Source organism: Actinoallomurus acanthiterrae (genome assembly GCF_054775715.1).
Genome location: NZ_BAAHCO010000001.1, coordinates 3,181,266 through 3,196,473, shown reverse-complemented (window position 1 = coordinate 3,196,473; position 15,208 = coordinate 3,181,266). Strand labels below are relative to the sequence as shown.

At 69.1% G+C, this 15,208-nt stretch carries 12 protein-coding genes and 1 pseudogene; 3 read left to right on the top strand and 10 right to left on the bottom strand.

Annotated elements, in window-relative coordinates; translation table 11 throughout:
- Positions 1-59 precede the first annotated feature (59 nt).
- Positions 60-443 carry a winged helix-turn-helix transcriptional regulator gene (locus tag ACYVF7_RS15555; protein ID WP_460340230.1) on the top strand — a complete coding sequence of 128 codons (384 nt, stop codon included), beginning with the start codon at positions 60-62 and terminating at the stop codon, positions 441-443.
- A 95-nt stretch (positions 444-538) separates the two neighbouring features.
- Here ACYVF7_RS15555 and ACYVF7_RS15550 read toward each other — a convergent pair whose 3' ends face one another.
- Complete coding sequence (locus ACYVF7_RS15550; RefSeq protein WP_460340227.1) at positions 539-3,358, bottom strand: vitamin B12-dependent ribonucleotide reductase; 2,820 nt, start codon at positions 3,356-3,358, stop codon at positions 539-541.
- Positions 3,359-3,431: 73 nt separating this feature from the next.
- A complete protein-coding gene (nrdR, locus tag ACYVF7_RS15545) occupies positions 3,432-3,896 on the bottom strand; it encodes a transcriptional regulator NrdR (RefSeq protein ID WP_460340224.1) in 465 nt (154 codons plus the stop codon).
- Positions 3,897-4,514: 618 nt separating this feature from the next.
- Between nrdR and lexA the strand changes: the two genes are divergently transcribed.
- Positions 4,515-5,219 carry a transcriptional repressor LexA gene (gene lexA / locus ACYVF7_RS15540; RefSeq protein WP_460340221.1) on the top strand — a complete coding sequence of 235 codons (705 nt, stop codon included), beginning with the start codon at positions 4,515-4,517 and terminating at the stop codon, positions 5,217-5,219.
- Between the two features lie 47 nt (positions 5,220-5,266).
- Here the strand turns inward: lexA and leuS are convergent, their stop codons facing one another.
- From leuS to ACYVF7_RS15505, 7 genes and pseudogenes are all read right to left on the bottom strand, one after another.
- Positions 5,267-7,732 carry a leucine--tRNA ligase gene (gene leuS, locus ACYVF7_RS15535; RefSeq protein ID WP_460340218.1) on the bottom strand — a complete coding sequence of 822 codons (2,466 nt, stop codon included), beginning with the start codon at positions 7,730-7,732 and terminating at the stop codon, positions 5,267-5,269.
- A 212-nt stretch (positions 7,733-7,944) separates the two neighbouring features.
- The gene (locus tag ACYVF7_RS15530; protein WP_460340215.1) at positions 7,945-8,415 is read right to left on the bottom strand and encodes an SRPBCC family protein; all 471 of its coding nucleotides are present in this window, start codon (positions 8,413-8,415) and stop codon (positions 7,945-7,947) included.
- Positions 8,412-8,654, bottom strand: a complete 243-nt coding sequence (locus tag ACYVF7_RS15525) for a hypothetical protein (RefSeq protein WP_460340212.1) — start codon at positions 8,652-8,654, stop codon at positions 8,412-8,414. The genes ACYVF7_RS15530 and ACYVF7_RS15525 overlap by 4 nt, the downstream gene beginning before the upstream one ends.
- A gap of 55 nt (positions 8,655-8,709) precedes the next feature.
- Positions 8,710-9,959 (bottom strand): annotated as a pseudogene (locus ACYVF7_RS15520) (cytochrome P450).
- Positions 9,960-10,043: 84 nt separating this feature from the next.
- Positions 10,044-10,916: an alpha/beta fold hydrolase gene (locus tag ACYVF7_RS15515; protein ID WP_460340209.1), complete on the bottom strand. Its 873-nt coding sequence runs from the start codon at positions 10,914-10,916 to the stop codon at positions 10,044-10,046.
- Between the two features lie 285 nt (positions 10,917-11,201).
- Positions 11,202-12,485, bottom strand: a complete 1,284-nt coding sequence (locus ACYVF7_RS15510; protein ID WP_460340207.1) for a class I SAM-dependent methyltransferase — start codon at positions 12,483-12,485, stop codon at positions 11,202-11,204.
- A gap of 2 nt (positions 12,486-12,487) precedes the next feature.
- Complete coding sequence (locus ACYVF7_RS15505; protein WP_460340204.1) at positions 12,488-13,852, bottom strand: FAD-binding oxidoreductase; 1,365 nt, start codon at positions 13,850-13,852, stop codon at positions 12,488-12,490.
- Between the two features lie 93 nt (positions 13,853-13,945).
- Between ACYVF7_RS15505 and ACYVF7_RS15500 the strand changes: the two genes are divergently transcribed.
- A complete protein-coding gene (locus tag ACYVF7_RS15500) occupies positions 13,946-14,530 on the top strand; it encodes a pyridoxamine 5'-phosphate oxidase family protein (protein WP_460340201.1) in 585 nt (194 codons plus the stop codon).
- On the opposite strand, the gene ACYVF7_RS15495 is transcribed toward ACYVF7_RS15500, so the two are convergent.
- The gene (locus tag ACYVF7_RS15495; RefSeq protein ID WP_460340198.1) at positions 14,508-15,038 is read right to left on the bottom strand and encodes a DUF1707 domain-containing protein; all 531 of its coding nucleotides are present in this window, start codon (positions 15,036-15,038) and stop codon (positions 14,508-14,510) included. The genes ACYVF7_RS15500 and ACYVF7_RS15495 overlap by 23 nt on opposite strands.
- Positions 15,039-15,208: the final 170 nt, after the last annotated feature.

The window sequence follows — 15,208 nt, the reverse complement described above, 5'->3', positions numbered from 1 at the left end:
TGACTTGTTACAGAAGTCATCATTTGTGACCATGGACTCCGGCGGAAGAAGGCACATTCATGGTTCAGCGGAACATCGATGTATCAGAGCAGGTCAACGACTCGACGGCGTGCACGGTGCTGCAGGTTCTCGAACGGGTCAGCGGCAAGTGGGCCATCGGGATCTTGATCGAGGCCGCTCACGGGCCGGTGCGCTTCACAGAGTTGGAGCGGGCGGTCAAGGGCATCAGCCGCCGCATGCTGACACTCACCCTGCGCAATCTGGAGCGTGACGGCCTCCTCGTCAGGACCGTCTACCCGACGGTGCCGCCCAAGGTCGAGTACACCGCCACCGATATGGCCCGGGAACTGTATGAGCTCCTGGTGCCGCTCACCTCGTGGGCGGAGCGGCACCGCGCTGCGATCGCCGATGCACGCGCCGCCTACGACCGCACCGCGTCATAGGCGACACCGACCTGCGGAACTGGAAGAGCGGGGAGCCGACGTGACGTCGACTCCCCGCTCTGACTCGGTACTTCACGCCTCAACGGCGCCCGAAATCAGCTGCAGCCGCTGGTGGAGCCGCAGCCCTCGCAGACGTAGCAGCTGCCCGCCGGGCGCATCTTCGTGCCGCAGGTGAGGCACAGCGGCGCGTCGGCCGTACGGCCCTGGTGGCTCTCGATCAGCTCGGTCGAGGAGTGCGCGGCCGCGGGCGGCTCGGGCTCCTTGACCTTCGGCTGCTCGACCGGGACCGACTGGGCGAACGACTCGCGGTCGACGTCTTCCTCGGTGGAGAGGGACGCCGGGTCCTGGCCCGCCGCCTGCGCGGTGCGCTCCTCGGCGGAGAAGATCCCCAGCTCGGCGCGCGTCTCGTACGGCAGGTGGTCCAGGGCGAGGCGACGGAAGATGTAGTCCATCATCGAGGTCGCCATGCGGATGTCCGGGTCGTCGGTCATGCCCGCCGGCTCGAACCGCATGTTGGTGAACTTCTCGACCCAGGTCTCCAGCGGCACGCCGTACTGGAGGCTGATGGAGATCGCCATCGAGAAGGCGTCCATCACGCCCGCCAGGGTGGAGCCCTGCTTGCCGAGCTTGAGGAACACCTCTCCGAGCCCGTTGTCGGGGTAGCTGGAGGCGGTCATGTAGCCCTCGGCGCCGCCGACGGAGAACCGGGTGACGGTCGCGGACCGCTGCTTGGGCAGGCGGGTGCGGACCGGGCCGCGCTCGACGACCGCGGCCGGCGCCTCCTCGGCCTTCTCCTCGGTCTTCTTCTTGGCCACCGACAGCGGCTGGCCGACCTTGCAGTTGTCGCGGTAGATCGCGAGCGCCTTCAGGCCGAGCTTCCAGCCCTCGAAGTAGATCTTCTCGACGTCCTCGACGGAGGCCTGCTCCGGCATGTTCACGGTCTTGGAGATCGCGCCGGACAGGAACGGCTGCACCGCGGCCATCATCCGCACGTGGCCCATCGGGCTGATGGCCCGCTCGCCCATCGCGCAGTCGAAGACCTCGTAGTGCTCGGTGCGCAGGCCGGGCGCGTCGACGACGTGGCCGTGCTCGGAGATGTACTCGACGACCGCCTCGATCTGCTCCTGCTGGTAGCCGAGCTTCTTGAGGGCGCGCGGCACGGTCTGGTTGACGATCTGCATCGAGCCGCCGCCGACCAGCTTCTTGTACTTGACCAGCGCCAGGTCGGGCTCGATGCCCGTCGTGTCGCAGTCCATCATGAGGCCGATCGTGCCGGTGGGCGCGAGCAGCGACGCCTGGGCGTTGCGGTAGCCGTTCCGCTCGCCGAGCTTGATGCACTGCTGCCACTGCTTGGTGGCCTCGAGGTGGATGGACTTGTCCATCTCGTCGAGCGTGCGGATCTCGTCGTTGGCGACGGCGTGCTTGCGCATGACGCGCTTGTGCGCCTCGGCGTTGCGTGCGTAGCCCTCGTACGTGCCGACCGCGCCAGCCAGCTCGGCGGAGCGGCGGTAGGCCACGCCGGTCATCAGCGAGGTGATGGTTCCGGCGAGCGAGCGCCCGCCCTCGGAGTCGTACGCGTGGCCGGTCGCCATCAGCAGCGCGCCGAGGTTGGCGTAGCCGATGCCGAGCTGCCGGTACGCGCGCGTCGTCTCGCCGATCTTCTCGGTCGGGAAGTCGGCGAACGTGATGGAGATGTCCATCGCGGTGATGACCAGCTCGCTGAGCTTGACGAACCGCGCGACGTCGAAGGTGTTGTCCTCGCCCAGGAACTTCAGCAGGTTGATGCTGGCGAGGTTGCAGGACGAGTTGTCCAGGCTCATGTACTCCGAGCACGGGTTGCTGGCCGTGATGCGCCCGGTCTCGGGGTTGGTGTGCCAGTCGTTGATCGTGTCGTCGTACTGGATGCCCGGGTCCGCGCACTCCCAGGCCGCCTTGGCGACCTTGCGGAACAGGCCCTTGGCGTCGACCCGCTCGATGACCTCGCCCGTACGGCGGGCGCGCAGGCCGAAGGAGTCGCCCGACTCGACCGCGCGCATGAACTCGTCGGAGACACGGACGGAGTTGTTGGCGTTCTGGTACTGGACGCTGACGATGTCCTTGCCGCCGAGGTCCATGTCGAAGCCGGCGTCGCGGAGCGCGCGGATCTTGTCCTCTTCGCGCGCCTTGGTCTCGATGAACTCCTCGACGTCGGGGTGGTCGACGTCGAGGACGAGCATCTTCGCCGCCCTGCGGGTCGCGCCACCGGACTTGATGGTGCCCGCGGAGGCGTCGGCGCCGCGCATGAACGACACCGGGCCGCTCGCGGTGCCGCCGGAGGACAGCAGCTCCTTGCTGGAGCGGATGCGGGAGAGGTTCACACCCGACCCGGAGCCGCCCTTGAAGATGACGCCCTCTTCCTTGTACCAGTCCAGGATCGCCTCCATCGTGTCGTCCACCGACAGGATGAAGCAGGCGCTGACCTGCTGGGGAGAGGCCGTGCCGACGTTGAACCAGACCGGCGAGTTGAAGCTGAACACCTGGTTGACCAGGGCGTGCTTCAGCTCGTGGTCGAAGATCTCGGCGTCCTCGTCGGAGGCGAAGTAGCCGTTCTTGACGCCGGTCTCGGTGTAGACCCCGACGACCCGGTCGACCAGCTGCTTCAGGCTCCACTCGCGCTGCGGGGTGCCCACGGCGCCGCGGAAGTACTTCGACGTGACGATGTTGACCGCGTTGACGGACCAGGACGCGGGGAACTCGACGCCCTTCTGCTCGAAGTTCACCGACCCGTCGCGCCAGTTGGTCATGACGACGTCGCGCCGCTCCCACTTGACGTCGTCGTACGGGTGGACGCCCGGCCGCGTGAAGATGCGCTCCATCTTCACGCCCTTGCGGCTCGCCTTCCCCCGTCGGGCTGAGCCGCTCACCGTCTCTGTCATGACATCCCCCTTCTCGGGCACACCAGGCCCACCTCCAGGATTACCCGTACAAGCCCGCGGCGCGGGCGCCGCCCTAGGACAGGGCGTCGCCGTCGTTCGCCACGCGCAGCGATTCGATTTCCTTGGCGAAGTCGTCGAGCGTCTCGAACCCCCGGTAGACGGAGGCGAATCGCAGGTACGCGACCTCGTCGAGTTCACGGAGCGGTCCGAGGATCGCCAGCCCGATCTGGTGCGAGGGAATCTCGGCGTTCCCGGTCGCCCGGATCGCCTCCTCGACCCGCTGCCCGAGCATGGCGAGCGCGTCCTCGTTCACGGGACGGCCCTGACATGCCCGGCGCACTCCGGCGATGATCTTCTCCCGGGAGAACGGCTCGGTGACGCCACTGCGCTTGGCGACCATCATGAGGACCGTCTCCTGGGTGGTGAAGCGACGACCGCACTCCGGGCACGAGCGACGGCGCCGGATGGCGGATCCGTCGTCGGTCGCCCGGCTGTCGATGACTCGGCTGTCGGTGTGTCGGCAGAACGGGCAGTGCATGCCTCCGGACTCCTCCCCCTGACAGCGAGTCACGCGTCTTCTACGCGAACCTCACCTTGTAACCACAACCTATGGTGAACTACATCCATGTAACTACTAGATGTTGTGGTCCAACCGTAGAGCCCGACCGAGGGCATCGCAACCCACACGAGGCACCTGACGCGAAGAGCCCGCTCACGAGGAGATCCGCCGCCTCTTACGGCGTGTCGCGCCCTCCTCCGGGCGCGGCGACCCGCCGCCAGGGCACACGTCTCCCTCATTGACCTGCGGAGACGCCGCCGACGGCCGAAACGGTGAAGTGGATCACATTGCGCCGGCGCTCTCGCGCGGGCGCACCCCCGGCGGCCAAGCCTGCCATGTCCCGCCCGGACACACGACGGCGACCACCCCCTTCGGCACACCGGCGCCCGATGACGACATCCGCCCTTCACCAACGCCCGCACAAGAATTATTATCGAACACGTGTACGAACTAAAGGCAACATAGCCCCGGACCGTAAAATTCCACATTTTTCGAACACCTGTTTGATCATTTCCCGGAGAAGCGATAACGTCCCTCTACGGGAGTGAAATACCGGCGGCCGCGCGTCACCGCGAGAAGACATCCATCGGAGACACCATGAGCAAGGTTCGGGAAATGCCGGACGGCCCAGGCGACGAGAGCGGGCTGACGGTCCGCCAGCGCAAGGTGCTGGAGGTGATCAGGGACTCGGTCCAGCGGCGCGGCTACCCGCCCTCGATGCGCGAGATCGGCGAGGCCGTCGGGCTGACCAGCACCTCGAGCGTCTCCCACCAGCTCCGCACCCTGCAGCGCAAGGGCTTCCTGCTGCGCGACCCGAACCGGCCGCGCGCGGTGGTCGTCCGCATGCCCGGATCCTCGGCGGTCGCCGCCGAGCCCGAGCACGAGGCGTACGAGATCACCAATGGCCAGGAGGCCTCGACGCGCCCCGCCCCCGCGTACGTCCCGCTCGTCGGCCGCATCGCCGCCGGTGGCCCGATCCTCGCCGAGGAGGCCGTCGAGGACGTCTTCGCGCTGCCCAGGCAGCTCGTCGGCGAGGGCACGCACTTCCTGCTGAACGTCACCGGTGACTCGATGATCGAGGCCGCCATCGCCGACGGCGACTGGGTCGTCGTGCGTCAGCAGCCCGTCGCGGAGAACGGCGACATCGTCGCGGCGATGATCGACGGCGAGGCCACCGTCAAGACGCTCAAGCGGCGCGACGACAAGGTCTGGCTGATGCCGCACAACCCGGCGTACGACCCGATCCCCGGCGACGACGCCACGATCCTCGGCCGCGTGGTGGCGGTCCTGCGCAAGATGTGATCCCACCCGGGTCGGCGAGATCGCACCGACCCGGGTGGATTCGCCCGTTAGGCGGGCACGATGTTCACGATCTTCGGGGCGCGCACGATGACCTTACGCACGCCCCGGTCGCCCAGTGCGGCCCGGATCTTCTCCGAGTCCAGGGCCAGCCGCTCCAGGTCGCCCTCGGCGATGTCCGGGGACACCTCCAGGCGGTCGCGGACCTTGCCCGCCACCTGCACGACGCAGGTGACCGACTCCTGAACCAGCAGCGCGGGCTCGGCCGTCGGCCACCCCGCCTTGGTCACCGGAGCGGTACGGCCCAGCCGCTCCCAGAGCTCCTCGGCGGTGTACGGCGCGACCAGCGACAGCATGACCGCCAGAGTCTCGGCCGCCTCCCGCACCGCCGGGTCGGCGCCTCCCGGGCCGGCGTCGATCGTCTTACGGGCGGCGGAGGTCAGCTCCATCATCCGCGCGATCGCGACGTTGTACCGGTGCGCCTCGACCAGCCTGGTGACCTCGTCGATCGTCCGGTGCGTCATCTTGCGCAGCTCGACGTCCCCGGCCGCCGGGTCGGCCCCGGGCTCGGAGGTCACGTCGGCGGCGACCCGGTGCACGCGAGCCAGGAACTTCACCGAACCGGACGGGGACACGTCGGCCCAGTCGATGTCGTCCTCCGGCGGGCCGGAGAAGAGCATCGTCAGCCGCACGGCGTCGACGCCGTACTCGGCGATCTGCTCGCCCAGGTCGACCAGGTTGCCGGTCGTCTTGGACATCGCGGAGCCGTTCAGGATGACCTGGCCCTGGTTGACCAGCCGGTTGAACGGCTCGGTGAAGTCCACCATCCCCATGTCGTACAGCACCTTGGTGAAGAACCGCGCGTACAGCAGGTGCAGGATGGCGTGCTCGACACCGCCGGTGTACTGGTCGGCCGGCATCCACCGGCGCACCTTCTCCACGTCGAACGGCCCGTCGGTGTAGTCCGGCGAGCAGTAGCGCAGGAAGTACCAGGACGAGTCGACGAAGGTGTCCATCGTGTCGGTGTCGCGCTTGGCCGGGCCGCCGCACTTGGGGCACTCGACGTTCACCCAGTTGTCGGCCGCCGCCAGCGGCGACACGCCCTTCGGCGCCAGGTCGGCGCCGCGCAGGTCGTCCGGCAGGCGCACCGGCAGCTGCTCGTCGGGGACGGGGACCTCGCCGCACGCGTCGCAGTGGATGATCGGGATCGGCGTGCCCCAGAACCGCTGCCGGGAGATCAGCCAGTCGCGCAGCCGGTAGTTGACGGATGCCTTGCCCAGGCCCTTCTCCTCCAGGACCTCGACGATCCGCGGGATGGCGGCGGACTTGGTCAGGCCATTCAGGGGCCCGGAGTTGACCAGCTCGCCCTCGCCGGGGGTGGCGACCCCGGTCTCGGCCGGGTCCGTCTCACCCGTCTGGACGACGACGCGGACCGGCAGGCCGAACTTGCGGGCGAAGTCCAGGTCGCGCTGGTCGTGGGCGGGCACCGCCATGATCGCGCCGTGGCCGTACTCCGCCAGGACGTAGTCGGAGGCCCACACGGGGATGCGCTCGCCGTTCACCGGGTTGATCGCGTAGCGGCCCAGGAAGACGCCGGTCTTCTCCCGGTCGGCGGACAGCCGCTCGATCTCCGACTCGCGCCCTACGGCGTCGCGGTAGGCCTCGAACTCGGCGCGCTGCTCCGGCGCGCAGATCTCATCGGCCAGCGCGGCGTCCGCGGCGACGACGAAGAACGTCGCGCCGAACAGGGTGTCCGGCCGGGTCGTGTAGACGGTGACCGGCTCCGCGCGCCCCTCGATCTGGAAGGCGACGTCCGCGCCCTCCGAGCGGCCGATCCAGTTGCGCTGCATCAGCAGCACCCGCTCGGGCCACTCCAGGCCCGCCATGTCGGTCAGCAGCCGGTCGGCGTACTCGGTGATCTTGAAGTACCACTGCGTCAGGACGCGCTTCTCGACCAGCGAGCCGCACCGCTCACAGTGTCCGTTGACGACCTGCTCGTTGGCCAGCACCGTCTGGTCCTTGGGGCACCAGTTGACCTGCCCGCCCTTGCGGTAGGCCAGGCCTCGCTCGTAGAAGCGCAGGAACAGCCACTGGTTCCAGCGGTAGTACTCCGGGTCGGAGGTGTGCAGTCGGCGCGACCAGTCGAATGAGATCGCGTAGCGCTTGAAAGACTCCGCCTGGGTGTCGATGTTGGTGTACGTCCACTCGGCGGGGTGGGAATTGCGCTTGATCGCGGCGTTCTCCGCCGGCAGACCGAAGGAGTCCCAGCCGATGGGGTGCAGGACGTTGTACCCCTTCTGCAGCCAGTAGCGGGCGATGACGTCGCCGATCCCGAACGCCTCGGCGTGACCCATGTGAAGATCGCCGGAGGGGTACGGGAACATGTCCAGCGCGTACTTGCGAGGCCGATCGTCATCGGGGTCCTCGCTCGCCGCGAAGGGCTTCAGTTCCTCCCACCGGGCCTGCCACTTGTCCTGGATCGTCCGTGGGTCGTAGTTCTCGTCGGCGCCTGTCATGGATTCCTCGTCTGATTCGCACGGCTTCGGCTAGCGGATGAACGCGCTCCTTGCATGAGAACGCCCCTCGCGCAGGAGGGGCTGCCGCGTTGACGGCTCAGGTCAACGCGGCCGGCTAAGGAGCAGCCGAGATCGCATACCTCAAGACTATCGCAGACGCAAGGACACCGGGCGATTTGTGGTCACCGCGGACCAGCGGCGCCGGTGGGGCGTCAGAGCCCCAGCGCGACACCGATCGCCCGCTCCCAGGACCGGAGGAAGTCCGGGTAACCGGCGGCGAAGTGGCGGAGCTCGTCCTGCGCGGCCTCGGTCAGCGCGGTGAGCTCGTAGGTGACGGTCACCCGCGTTCCGGGGCCGTCCTCGCCGTCCAGGACGACGGACACGGTCCCGGCCTGGGCGCCGGGGGTGACGCGGGCGTACGAGACGGCGCGCCCGGGCTCGCGGGCCGTGACCACCCAGGTGGTCACCCGGCCGTGGGCCGCCGTCTCGAACGCCGTGCCCGGCGCGGTGTCGTCCTCGGTCGGCACCGGGAAGCGCGGGTCCCAGCCGTCCACCCAGTCTCGTTCGCCTACCGGGGTGAACAGGCGGAAGGCCTCCTCGGGGGGGAGGCCGACGCGGATCGTGCCGGTGAGGCGGTGCCGAGCGGCGGGGGCCGGATCACGGCGTCCGGGATCGGCCGTCATCTCTCCTCCAGCCGGTGCGCGTCGGCGGCAGTCAGCGTCAGACCGTACACCGACGTGAGCTGCTCGACCTTTCGCAGTGTCTCCGGGGAGAAGGGCGCCTTTCCCTCGAAGGCGTGCAGGACGACGCCTTCGACCAGCTCGCCCAGGGGCATGTCGAGATACTCGGCGAGCGCCTTGAGGACCTTCAGGGTGTTGCGCTCGATCCGCAGCCCCGTCTGGACGCGCTCAACTGTTACCATGTTACCAAGATAACATGATCACGGGTACGACGCCGCGCCGTACCCGTGTCACGCGTCAGACGGCGTAGGGCAGGTGCTTGATGCCGTTGATGAAGTTGGAGAGCAGGCGGTCGGGCTCGCCAGTGGCGCGAATGCCCGGAGCCCGCCGGAACAGCTCGCGGAACATCACGGTGACCTCCCTGCGGGCCAGGTGCGCGCCGAGGCAGAAGTGCGGGCCTGGGCCGCCGAAGCCCACGTGCGGGTTGGGATCCCGGGTGATGTCGAAGACTTCCGGGTCGGTGAAGACGGTCTCGTCCCGGTTGGCCGCCCAGTAGTACAGCAGCAGCTTGTCCCCGGCCTTGAACTCATGGCCGTTCAGCTCGGTGTCGCGGGTCGCGGTGCGCCGCATCCAGATGACCGGCGAGGCGTACCGCACGATCTCCTCGACGGCGCCCGGGATGTAGCGCTCGAAGTCCGAGGCGAGGAGTTCCCGCTGCTCCGGATTGGCGGTGAGCAGGTGCAGGCCGTGCGCGATGGCGTTGCGCGTGGTCTCGTTGCCGGCGACGACCAGGAGGATGAAGAAGGAGCCGAGTTCCTGGTCGGTCAGCGACTCGCCGTCGATGTTCGCGTTGACCAGGGCCGAGATGAGATCACCGGTCGGCTCGTTGCGGCGGCGCCGGCCGACCTCCTCGACGAGGTCCTTCAGGGTCTGCCCGGCCTCGAGGAGCTGGAGCGCGACCTGGTCGGGATCGTCGGGGACGAACTCGGGGTCGGCGCCGGCGAGGATGACGTTGGTGTTGTCGAAGACGGTCTTGTAGTGCCTCTCGTCGATCCCCATCAGGTCACAGATGATCTTCAAGGGGAGCCGGGCGGCGACGTCGGTGACGAAGTCGCCGCCGCCCTTGGCCAGGACCTCCTCGACGACCTGCCCGGCGGTGGCCTGCACCTGGTCCTCGAACCGCTGGATCATGCGCGGCGAGAACGCGCGCGAGACGATCCGGCGGATCTTGGCGTGCCGCGGATCGTCCATGTTGATCATGGAGCCGAAGTACTCGCCCAGGTCGGCCGGCATGTCATTGATGTTGATCGCGCCCTGCCCGGAGCAGAAGTCGGCCGGCGCGACGCCTCCACGACGTCCGCGTGGCTCACCAGCGCGTAGTACCCGGGCCCCGTCGGCAGGAACGACATCTCGGGTTCGCGGAAGAACGCCGGCCGGGGCAGATACCGCAGGGTCCGGAACGCCGCGTGACGCTCCTCGAGCGGACGTTCCCAGAACTCCCATCCGGTCAGATCGATCCCGTCGGGCCGGGTCTTCTCCGCCGTCATCCGTCACCCCTCATCATTAGAATCCCATTCTGCTCCATTCTGTCAAAGTGACCACTTACGTCGCAGGCGGGCGGCGAATCCCGGTCAATCGTCGCCGGCCATCCAGTCGAGGATCAGCCGGTTCACCTCGTCCGGCCTTTCCAGGTGGAGGAAGTGGCCGGCGTCCGCGACGATCCGCGCCACCGACCCGGGCGGGAGATGGCCCTCGACGTCCTTCGCCGACGGCGCGGCCAGGCAGCCGTCGGCCGCGCCGTGCAGATAGGACACCGGCCGCTCGCCGACGCGCTCGGCCGCCTCCTGCACGGCGGCGTACGCGGGAACGTGCAGCGACGGGTCGAGCATCGCCCGGTAGTAGCCGATGGCGGCTGCGAGGTTCTCCGGGTCGCGCAGGCACTCCTTGACATGCGCGACGTCACGCGCCGCGTCGTAGCCGGGCGACCAGTCGGCCCACAGGCCGTCGAGGAACGCCATGTCCTCCGTCAGCACCGCCGTCTCGGCCAGCGGCGTCTGGAAGAGGAACACGTAGAAGGACCGTTTGAGCTGCGCGTAGTCGAAGAACGCCGACAGCAGCGCGCCGAACGGTGGGACCGACATCGCCACCGCGCGCCGCCAGCGTTCCGGCGCCGCCGAGACGGCGGCGTACGTCGCGGCGGCACCCCAGTCGTGCCCGATGAGCACCGCGTCGGCGCCTCCGCCGAAGGCCTCGTGCAGCGCGTTCGCGTCCGCCGCCAGCGCGCCTGTCTGGTAGGCGCCGTCCTTCGGCACCTCCGTGGGCGCGTACCCACGCAGGAACGGCGCGACCGCGTGGTAGCCGGCGTCGGCCAGCGCGGGCATCAGGTGGCGCCACGTGTACGCCGAATCGGGAAAGCCGTGCAGGCACAGGGCGAGCGGCCCGCTGCCGGCCTCCAGGTAGCCGAAGGTCAGGTCGTTCGCCCGGATCGTCGCGATCTCCGTCATAGGGTGACGTTAAAACGCCCTCGCCGCAGCGTCACCGTCTTCGGCGAACCCGGCCAGGGCAGGACATCATCCGCGATCGGGGCGACGAACCCGACCGTCAGTGCTCCGTACGCGCGGGCAGGCGACGGCGAGACGAGCGCGCGCCCAGGGCGCCCGGCCGAGCGGCGGACGCGGCTCCTGGCAGGCAGCGGCGGACGCGGCTCCCGGTAGGCAGCGGCGGTCACGGCTTCCCGATGGACGACGCGTGGTCGCGGAGCGCGCTCCGCGACCACGCGTCGTCGCGGGTCAGCCGGCCGTCGGCGGCTCGAACGCGGGCCGCAGCGGCATGCCGGAGCGGCCGTCGCCGTGCAGTTTGACGCCGAGGACCTGGTGCAGCTGGATCCAGTTGAGGTCGAAGCCGAGCCGCGAGCCGGCCATGTACAGCCGCCACACGCGAGCGGTGCCCTCCCCCACCTCGGCGACGGCCTCGTCCCAATGGTCGTCGAGGTTGCGGCACCAGCCGGTGAGGGTCTTCGCGTAGTGCTCGCGGAGGTTCTCCTCGTGCCGGATCTCGAACCCCGCGTCGTTCATCCGCGAGACCAGCCAGCCCGGGCCCTCGAGCTCACCGTCGGGGAAGACGTACCGGTTGATGAAGCCTTCCTCGCGGATCGACGGCTCGCTGTCGTCGGGACGGGTGATGCAGTGGTTGAGGAGCCGCCCGCCGGGCTTCAGCTTGCCGTACAGGAAGGAGAAGTAGCCGGGGACGTTGGCCTTGCCGATGTGCTCGGTCAGGCCGATCGAGCTGACGGCGTCGAAGTCGCCTTCGGTGACGTCCCGGTAGTCGAGGTGGCGGACCTCGGCGAGCTCCGACAGCCCGGCCTCGGCGATCGCCTTCTGCGCCCACTCGGCCTGCTGCTTGGACAGCGTCACGCCGAGCGCCTTCACGCCGTACTCGCGGGCGGCGTGCATGACCATGCCGCCCCAGCCGCAGCCGACGTCGAGCAGCCGCATGCCCTCGCGCAGTCCGAGCTTGCGCGCGACCAGGTCGAACTTGTTGTACTGCGCCTGCTCCAGCGTCGCGTCCTCCGACGGGAAGCACGCGCAGGTGTAGGCCATCGACGGGCCGAGCACCCACTCGTAGAAGGTGTTGGAGACGTCGTAGTGGTGGGAGATCGCCTTGGCGTCACGGCGCTTGGAATGCCGCAGGCCCGACAGCAGCGGCACCCGGGCGGGCCGGACCTCCTGCGGCGGCGGGTCGAGGCGCTTCAGCGCGGCGGCGCGCAGCAGCGGGTCGCGCAGGATGCCGCGCAGCAGTGTCCTCTTGTCGGCCCACGTCAGCTCCCCGAGCGCCGACTGCATCCGGTACAGCGCCGTATGCATGTCCCCGATGATGTCGAGGTGCCCCGCGACGTACGCCCGCGCCAGCCCGAGCGCGCCCGGCGCGTGGGCGAGGTAGGAGATCGCGTACGGCGACTTCACCTCCACCCTGATGTCCGCGCCGAGAGCGCCCGCACGGCTCTCGTCATAGGCCCGGAACTCCACCTGCGCATCGCGTCCGACGACACGCTCGAATGCCTCCGCCAGCTTCATGCTCACCTGCCTCGTACGGTTTTGTCGTAGAGATCCAGCAGCCGTCGCTCCGGGTCGTATTCCTCCTTCAGCCGCTGATATGTCGGGCCGTCGTAATGCCGCCAGAAGTCGTCGCGGGTGTAGAAGGCCGTCGAGTACAGCGACTTGTGGCCGTCGAGGCGGGCGACCTCGCGCTCGATCAGTCGGTTGTGGTGTTCGGGTAGTCGGCCGGGCTTCTGCGGCACCGTTCCCCAGAAGCCCACGTTGACGTACGTCTGACCGGGCTCCAGGGGGTACAGCGGCCACTTGTCCTGTGCCCGCAGCGGGCAGAGCCACACCGGGCTCATGCCGATCTCGCGGTGGAAGAACTCCAGGAAGTCCGGCAGCCGCTCCACCGGCACCTCGATGTCCTGGATGACGTCTTCGCGCGGCGGGCGGCCCAGCCAGCGGTCGACCCGCGCCGACGTCTGCAGGCGCTTGTCGAGGGCGACCAGGCGACGGTAGACGTCGGAGCGCTTCTTGGACGCCGGCCACGCCCGGCGCACCAGGGGGTTCTGCACGCCGAACGCCCGCGAGCACCAGAACCAGTCGGTGTCCCAGCGCCAGAGGTAGTCGTGCGTGGTCAGCACGTCGGTCGGCGGACCGTCCGGCCGCAGCCACCGCGACGTGACATAGCGGTCGCGGATCGAACGGTAGTAGATGCCCTGCCCGGTGTAGTCGGAGACGCGCTCCGCCGTGTCGGCGAACCTGCCGAGCGTGAGGTACAGCTCGTCCTTGCCGAACACCGTGCCGTCGATGAAGTCCGCCTGCGGGCCGAGCTCGTCGATGGCCTCCGCGCACTCCCGGGCGGACGAGAACCGCACATGCCACAGCGCGACGTACGGCTTGACGGGCTGCAGCCGGATCTTCAGCCGCAGGGTGTATCCGAGCGTGCCGTACGAGTTGGGAAACGCGTAGAACAGGTCACGGTGCTCGTTGTCCGGAGTCGCGACGACGACCTGACCCGCGCCGGTGAGGATCTCCATCTCCAGGACCGACTCGTGCGGCAGACCGTGGTGGAACGACGACGACTCGATGCCGAGCCCGGTGACCGCGCCGCCCAGGGTGATGGTCTTCAGCTGCGGCACGACCAGCGGCATCAGCCCGTACGGCAGCGTCGCGTCGACCAGGTCCTCGTACGTCGTCATGCCCTGCACGTCGGCGACCTGCGCCTCGGAGTCGACGCTGAGGACCTTGTCGAAGCCGCTCACGTCGAGGCCGGGAGCCTGGATCTCGTCGCGGAACCGGAACAGGTTCGAGGTGCGCTTCGCCAGCCGGACCGGGGTGCCCTCGGGGATGGCTCGATAGGAGGCCAGGAGCTTCTCGACCGCGCTGTGGTGACCTGTCACCGGTCGATCTTCTCACCACCGTCCAGGTCATTACAGCCAGGGCGCGCGTAGTGTCGGATTCCACGACGGTGTAGGACGCGAGGGGACGGTGCCATGGGGAAGCTCTACGAACGCATCGACGAGCGGCTTCGGGCCTTCATCACGGCGCAGCCGATGTTCTTCGTGGCGACCGCCCCGGCGGCCGGCGGCCACGTCAACGTCTCCCCCAAGGGCTACCGCGACACCTTCGCGGTCCTGGACGACCTGACGGTGGCCTACCTCGACCTGTACGGCAGCGGCTCGGAGACGATCGCGCACCTGCGCGACAACGGCCGGATCACCATCATGTTCTGTTCGTTCGACCGGCAGCCCAAGATCCTGCGCCTGTACGGCTCCGGGCGCGTCGTACGGCCGGACGCCCCGGAGTGGGCCTCGCTCATCGGCCGCTTCGGCGGACACCCCGGCACGCGGGCGGTCATCGTGGTCGACGTCGAGCGCATCGCCGACTCCTGCGGCTTCTCGGTGCCCTTCATGGAGCTCGCCGGGGAGCGGCCGCTGCTCGACGAACAGCACGGCCGCCGGACCGCCGAGGAATGGCCGCCGCGCGTCGAACGCAACGCCGCGAGCATCGACGGCCTGCCCGCCCTCGAGCCCGACCATCCCGCCCCGTCGGGCGTCAGCGCACCAGCCGAAGCGTGAAGGGATAGCGGAACGGCGTTCCCGCGAGCCCGAGCAGCGCGGCCACCCCGCACACGATCCAGCTGACGGCGTACACGATCGCCCCGACGCCGAACGTCACGACCGTGAGGATCAGCAGCGTGAGCTGGAAGTTGAGCGCCGTCACGATGTGAGCGCGGACGTACGGCGAACGGCGGGCGGACGTGCACAGCATGACCAGCGGCCCGAGGAAGAGCGTCGTGCCGCCGAGGACGTGCGCGAGCGCGGCCAGCACCCGCTGCTCGGCCGTCGGCTCACCGACCGGCACCGGCACGGCGGACGCCGCGGGTCCCGCGGGCACGGGCGCCAGGTCCGCCAGGACCGCGTCCAGGTCGGCACGCGTCCGCGCGGTCATGGCGAGATGCAGCCGTAGGTCGAGTTCTTCCTTGTCGATGCGGCCTTCGGCGAAGGCCTGCTGCAGCCGGTCGACGATCGGCTCACGTTCGGTCGCGGAGACGCGCAACGCGCCGGGCGGTACGGAGGTGGTCATGACTCGATCGTGCGCCGCTCCGGGTTCCGAAGGCCATCGGGGAGACCCCTGATCGGTCCCTGAGGTCAACCCGAGTACGGAAGGGCACCGGACGGTGCACCCGGCGCGGGCGTGGCGAGCCCAGGCGCCGCCGTACGACCCGTCACCCTCCCGACCGAGCGCTGCCCGGC

What these genes read in the sequence shown, in the direction of transcription:
- ACYVF7_RS15555 (WP_460340230.1), top strand. Translation starts at nt 60, where the DNA reads ATGGTTCAGCGGAACATCGATGTATCAGAGCAGGTCAACGACTCGACG.
- ACYVF7_RS15550 (WP_460340227.1), bottom strand. Translation starts at nt 3,358, where the DNA reads ATGACAGAGACGGTGAGCGGCTCAGCCCGACGGGGGAAGGCGAGCCGC.
- nrdR (WP_460340224.1), bottom strand. Translation starts at nt 3,896, where the DNA reads ATGCACTGCCCGTTCTGCCGACACACCGACAGCCGAGTCATCGACAGC.
- lexA (WP_460340221.1), top strand. Translation starts at nt 4,515, where the DNA reads ATGAGCAAGGTTCGGGAAATGCCGGACGGCCCAGGCGACGAGAGCGGG.
- leuS (WP_460340218.1), bottom strand. Translation starts at nt 7,732, where the DNA reads ATGACAGGCGCCGACGAGAACTACGACCCACGGACGATCCAGGACAAG.
- ACYVF7_RS15530 (WP_460340215.1), bottom strand. Translation starts at nt 8,415, where the DNA reads ATGACGGCCGATCCCGGACGCCGTGATCCGGCCCCCGCCGCTCGGCAC.
- ACYVF7_RS15525 (WP_460340212.1), bottom strand. Translation starts at nt 8,654, where the DNA reads ATGGTAACAGTTGAGCGCGTCCAGACGGGGCTGCGGATCGAGCGCAAC.
- ACYVF7_RS15515 (WP_460340209.1), bottom strand. Translation starts at nt 10,916, where the DNA reads ATGACGGAGATCGCGACGATCCGGGCGAACGACCTGACCTTCGGCTAC.
- ACYVF7_RS15510 (WP_460340207.1), bottom strand. Translation starts at nt 12,485, where the DNA reads ATGAAGCTGGCGGAGGCATTCGAGCGTGTCGTCGGACGCGATGCGCAG.
- ACYVF7_RS15500 (WP_460340201.1), top strand. Translation starts at nt 13,946, where the DNA reads ATGGGGAAGCTCTACGAACGCATCGACGAGCGGCTTCGGGCCTTCATC.
- ACYVF7_RS15495 (WP_460340198.1), bottom strand. Translation starts at nt 15,038, where the DNA reads ATGACCACCTCCGTACCGCCCGGCGCGTTGCGCGTCTCCGCGACCGAA.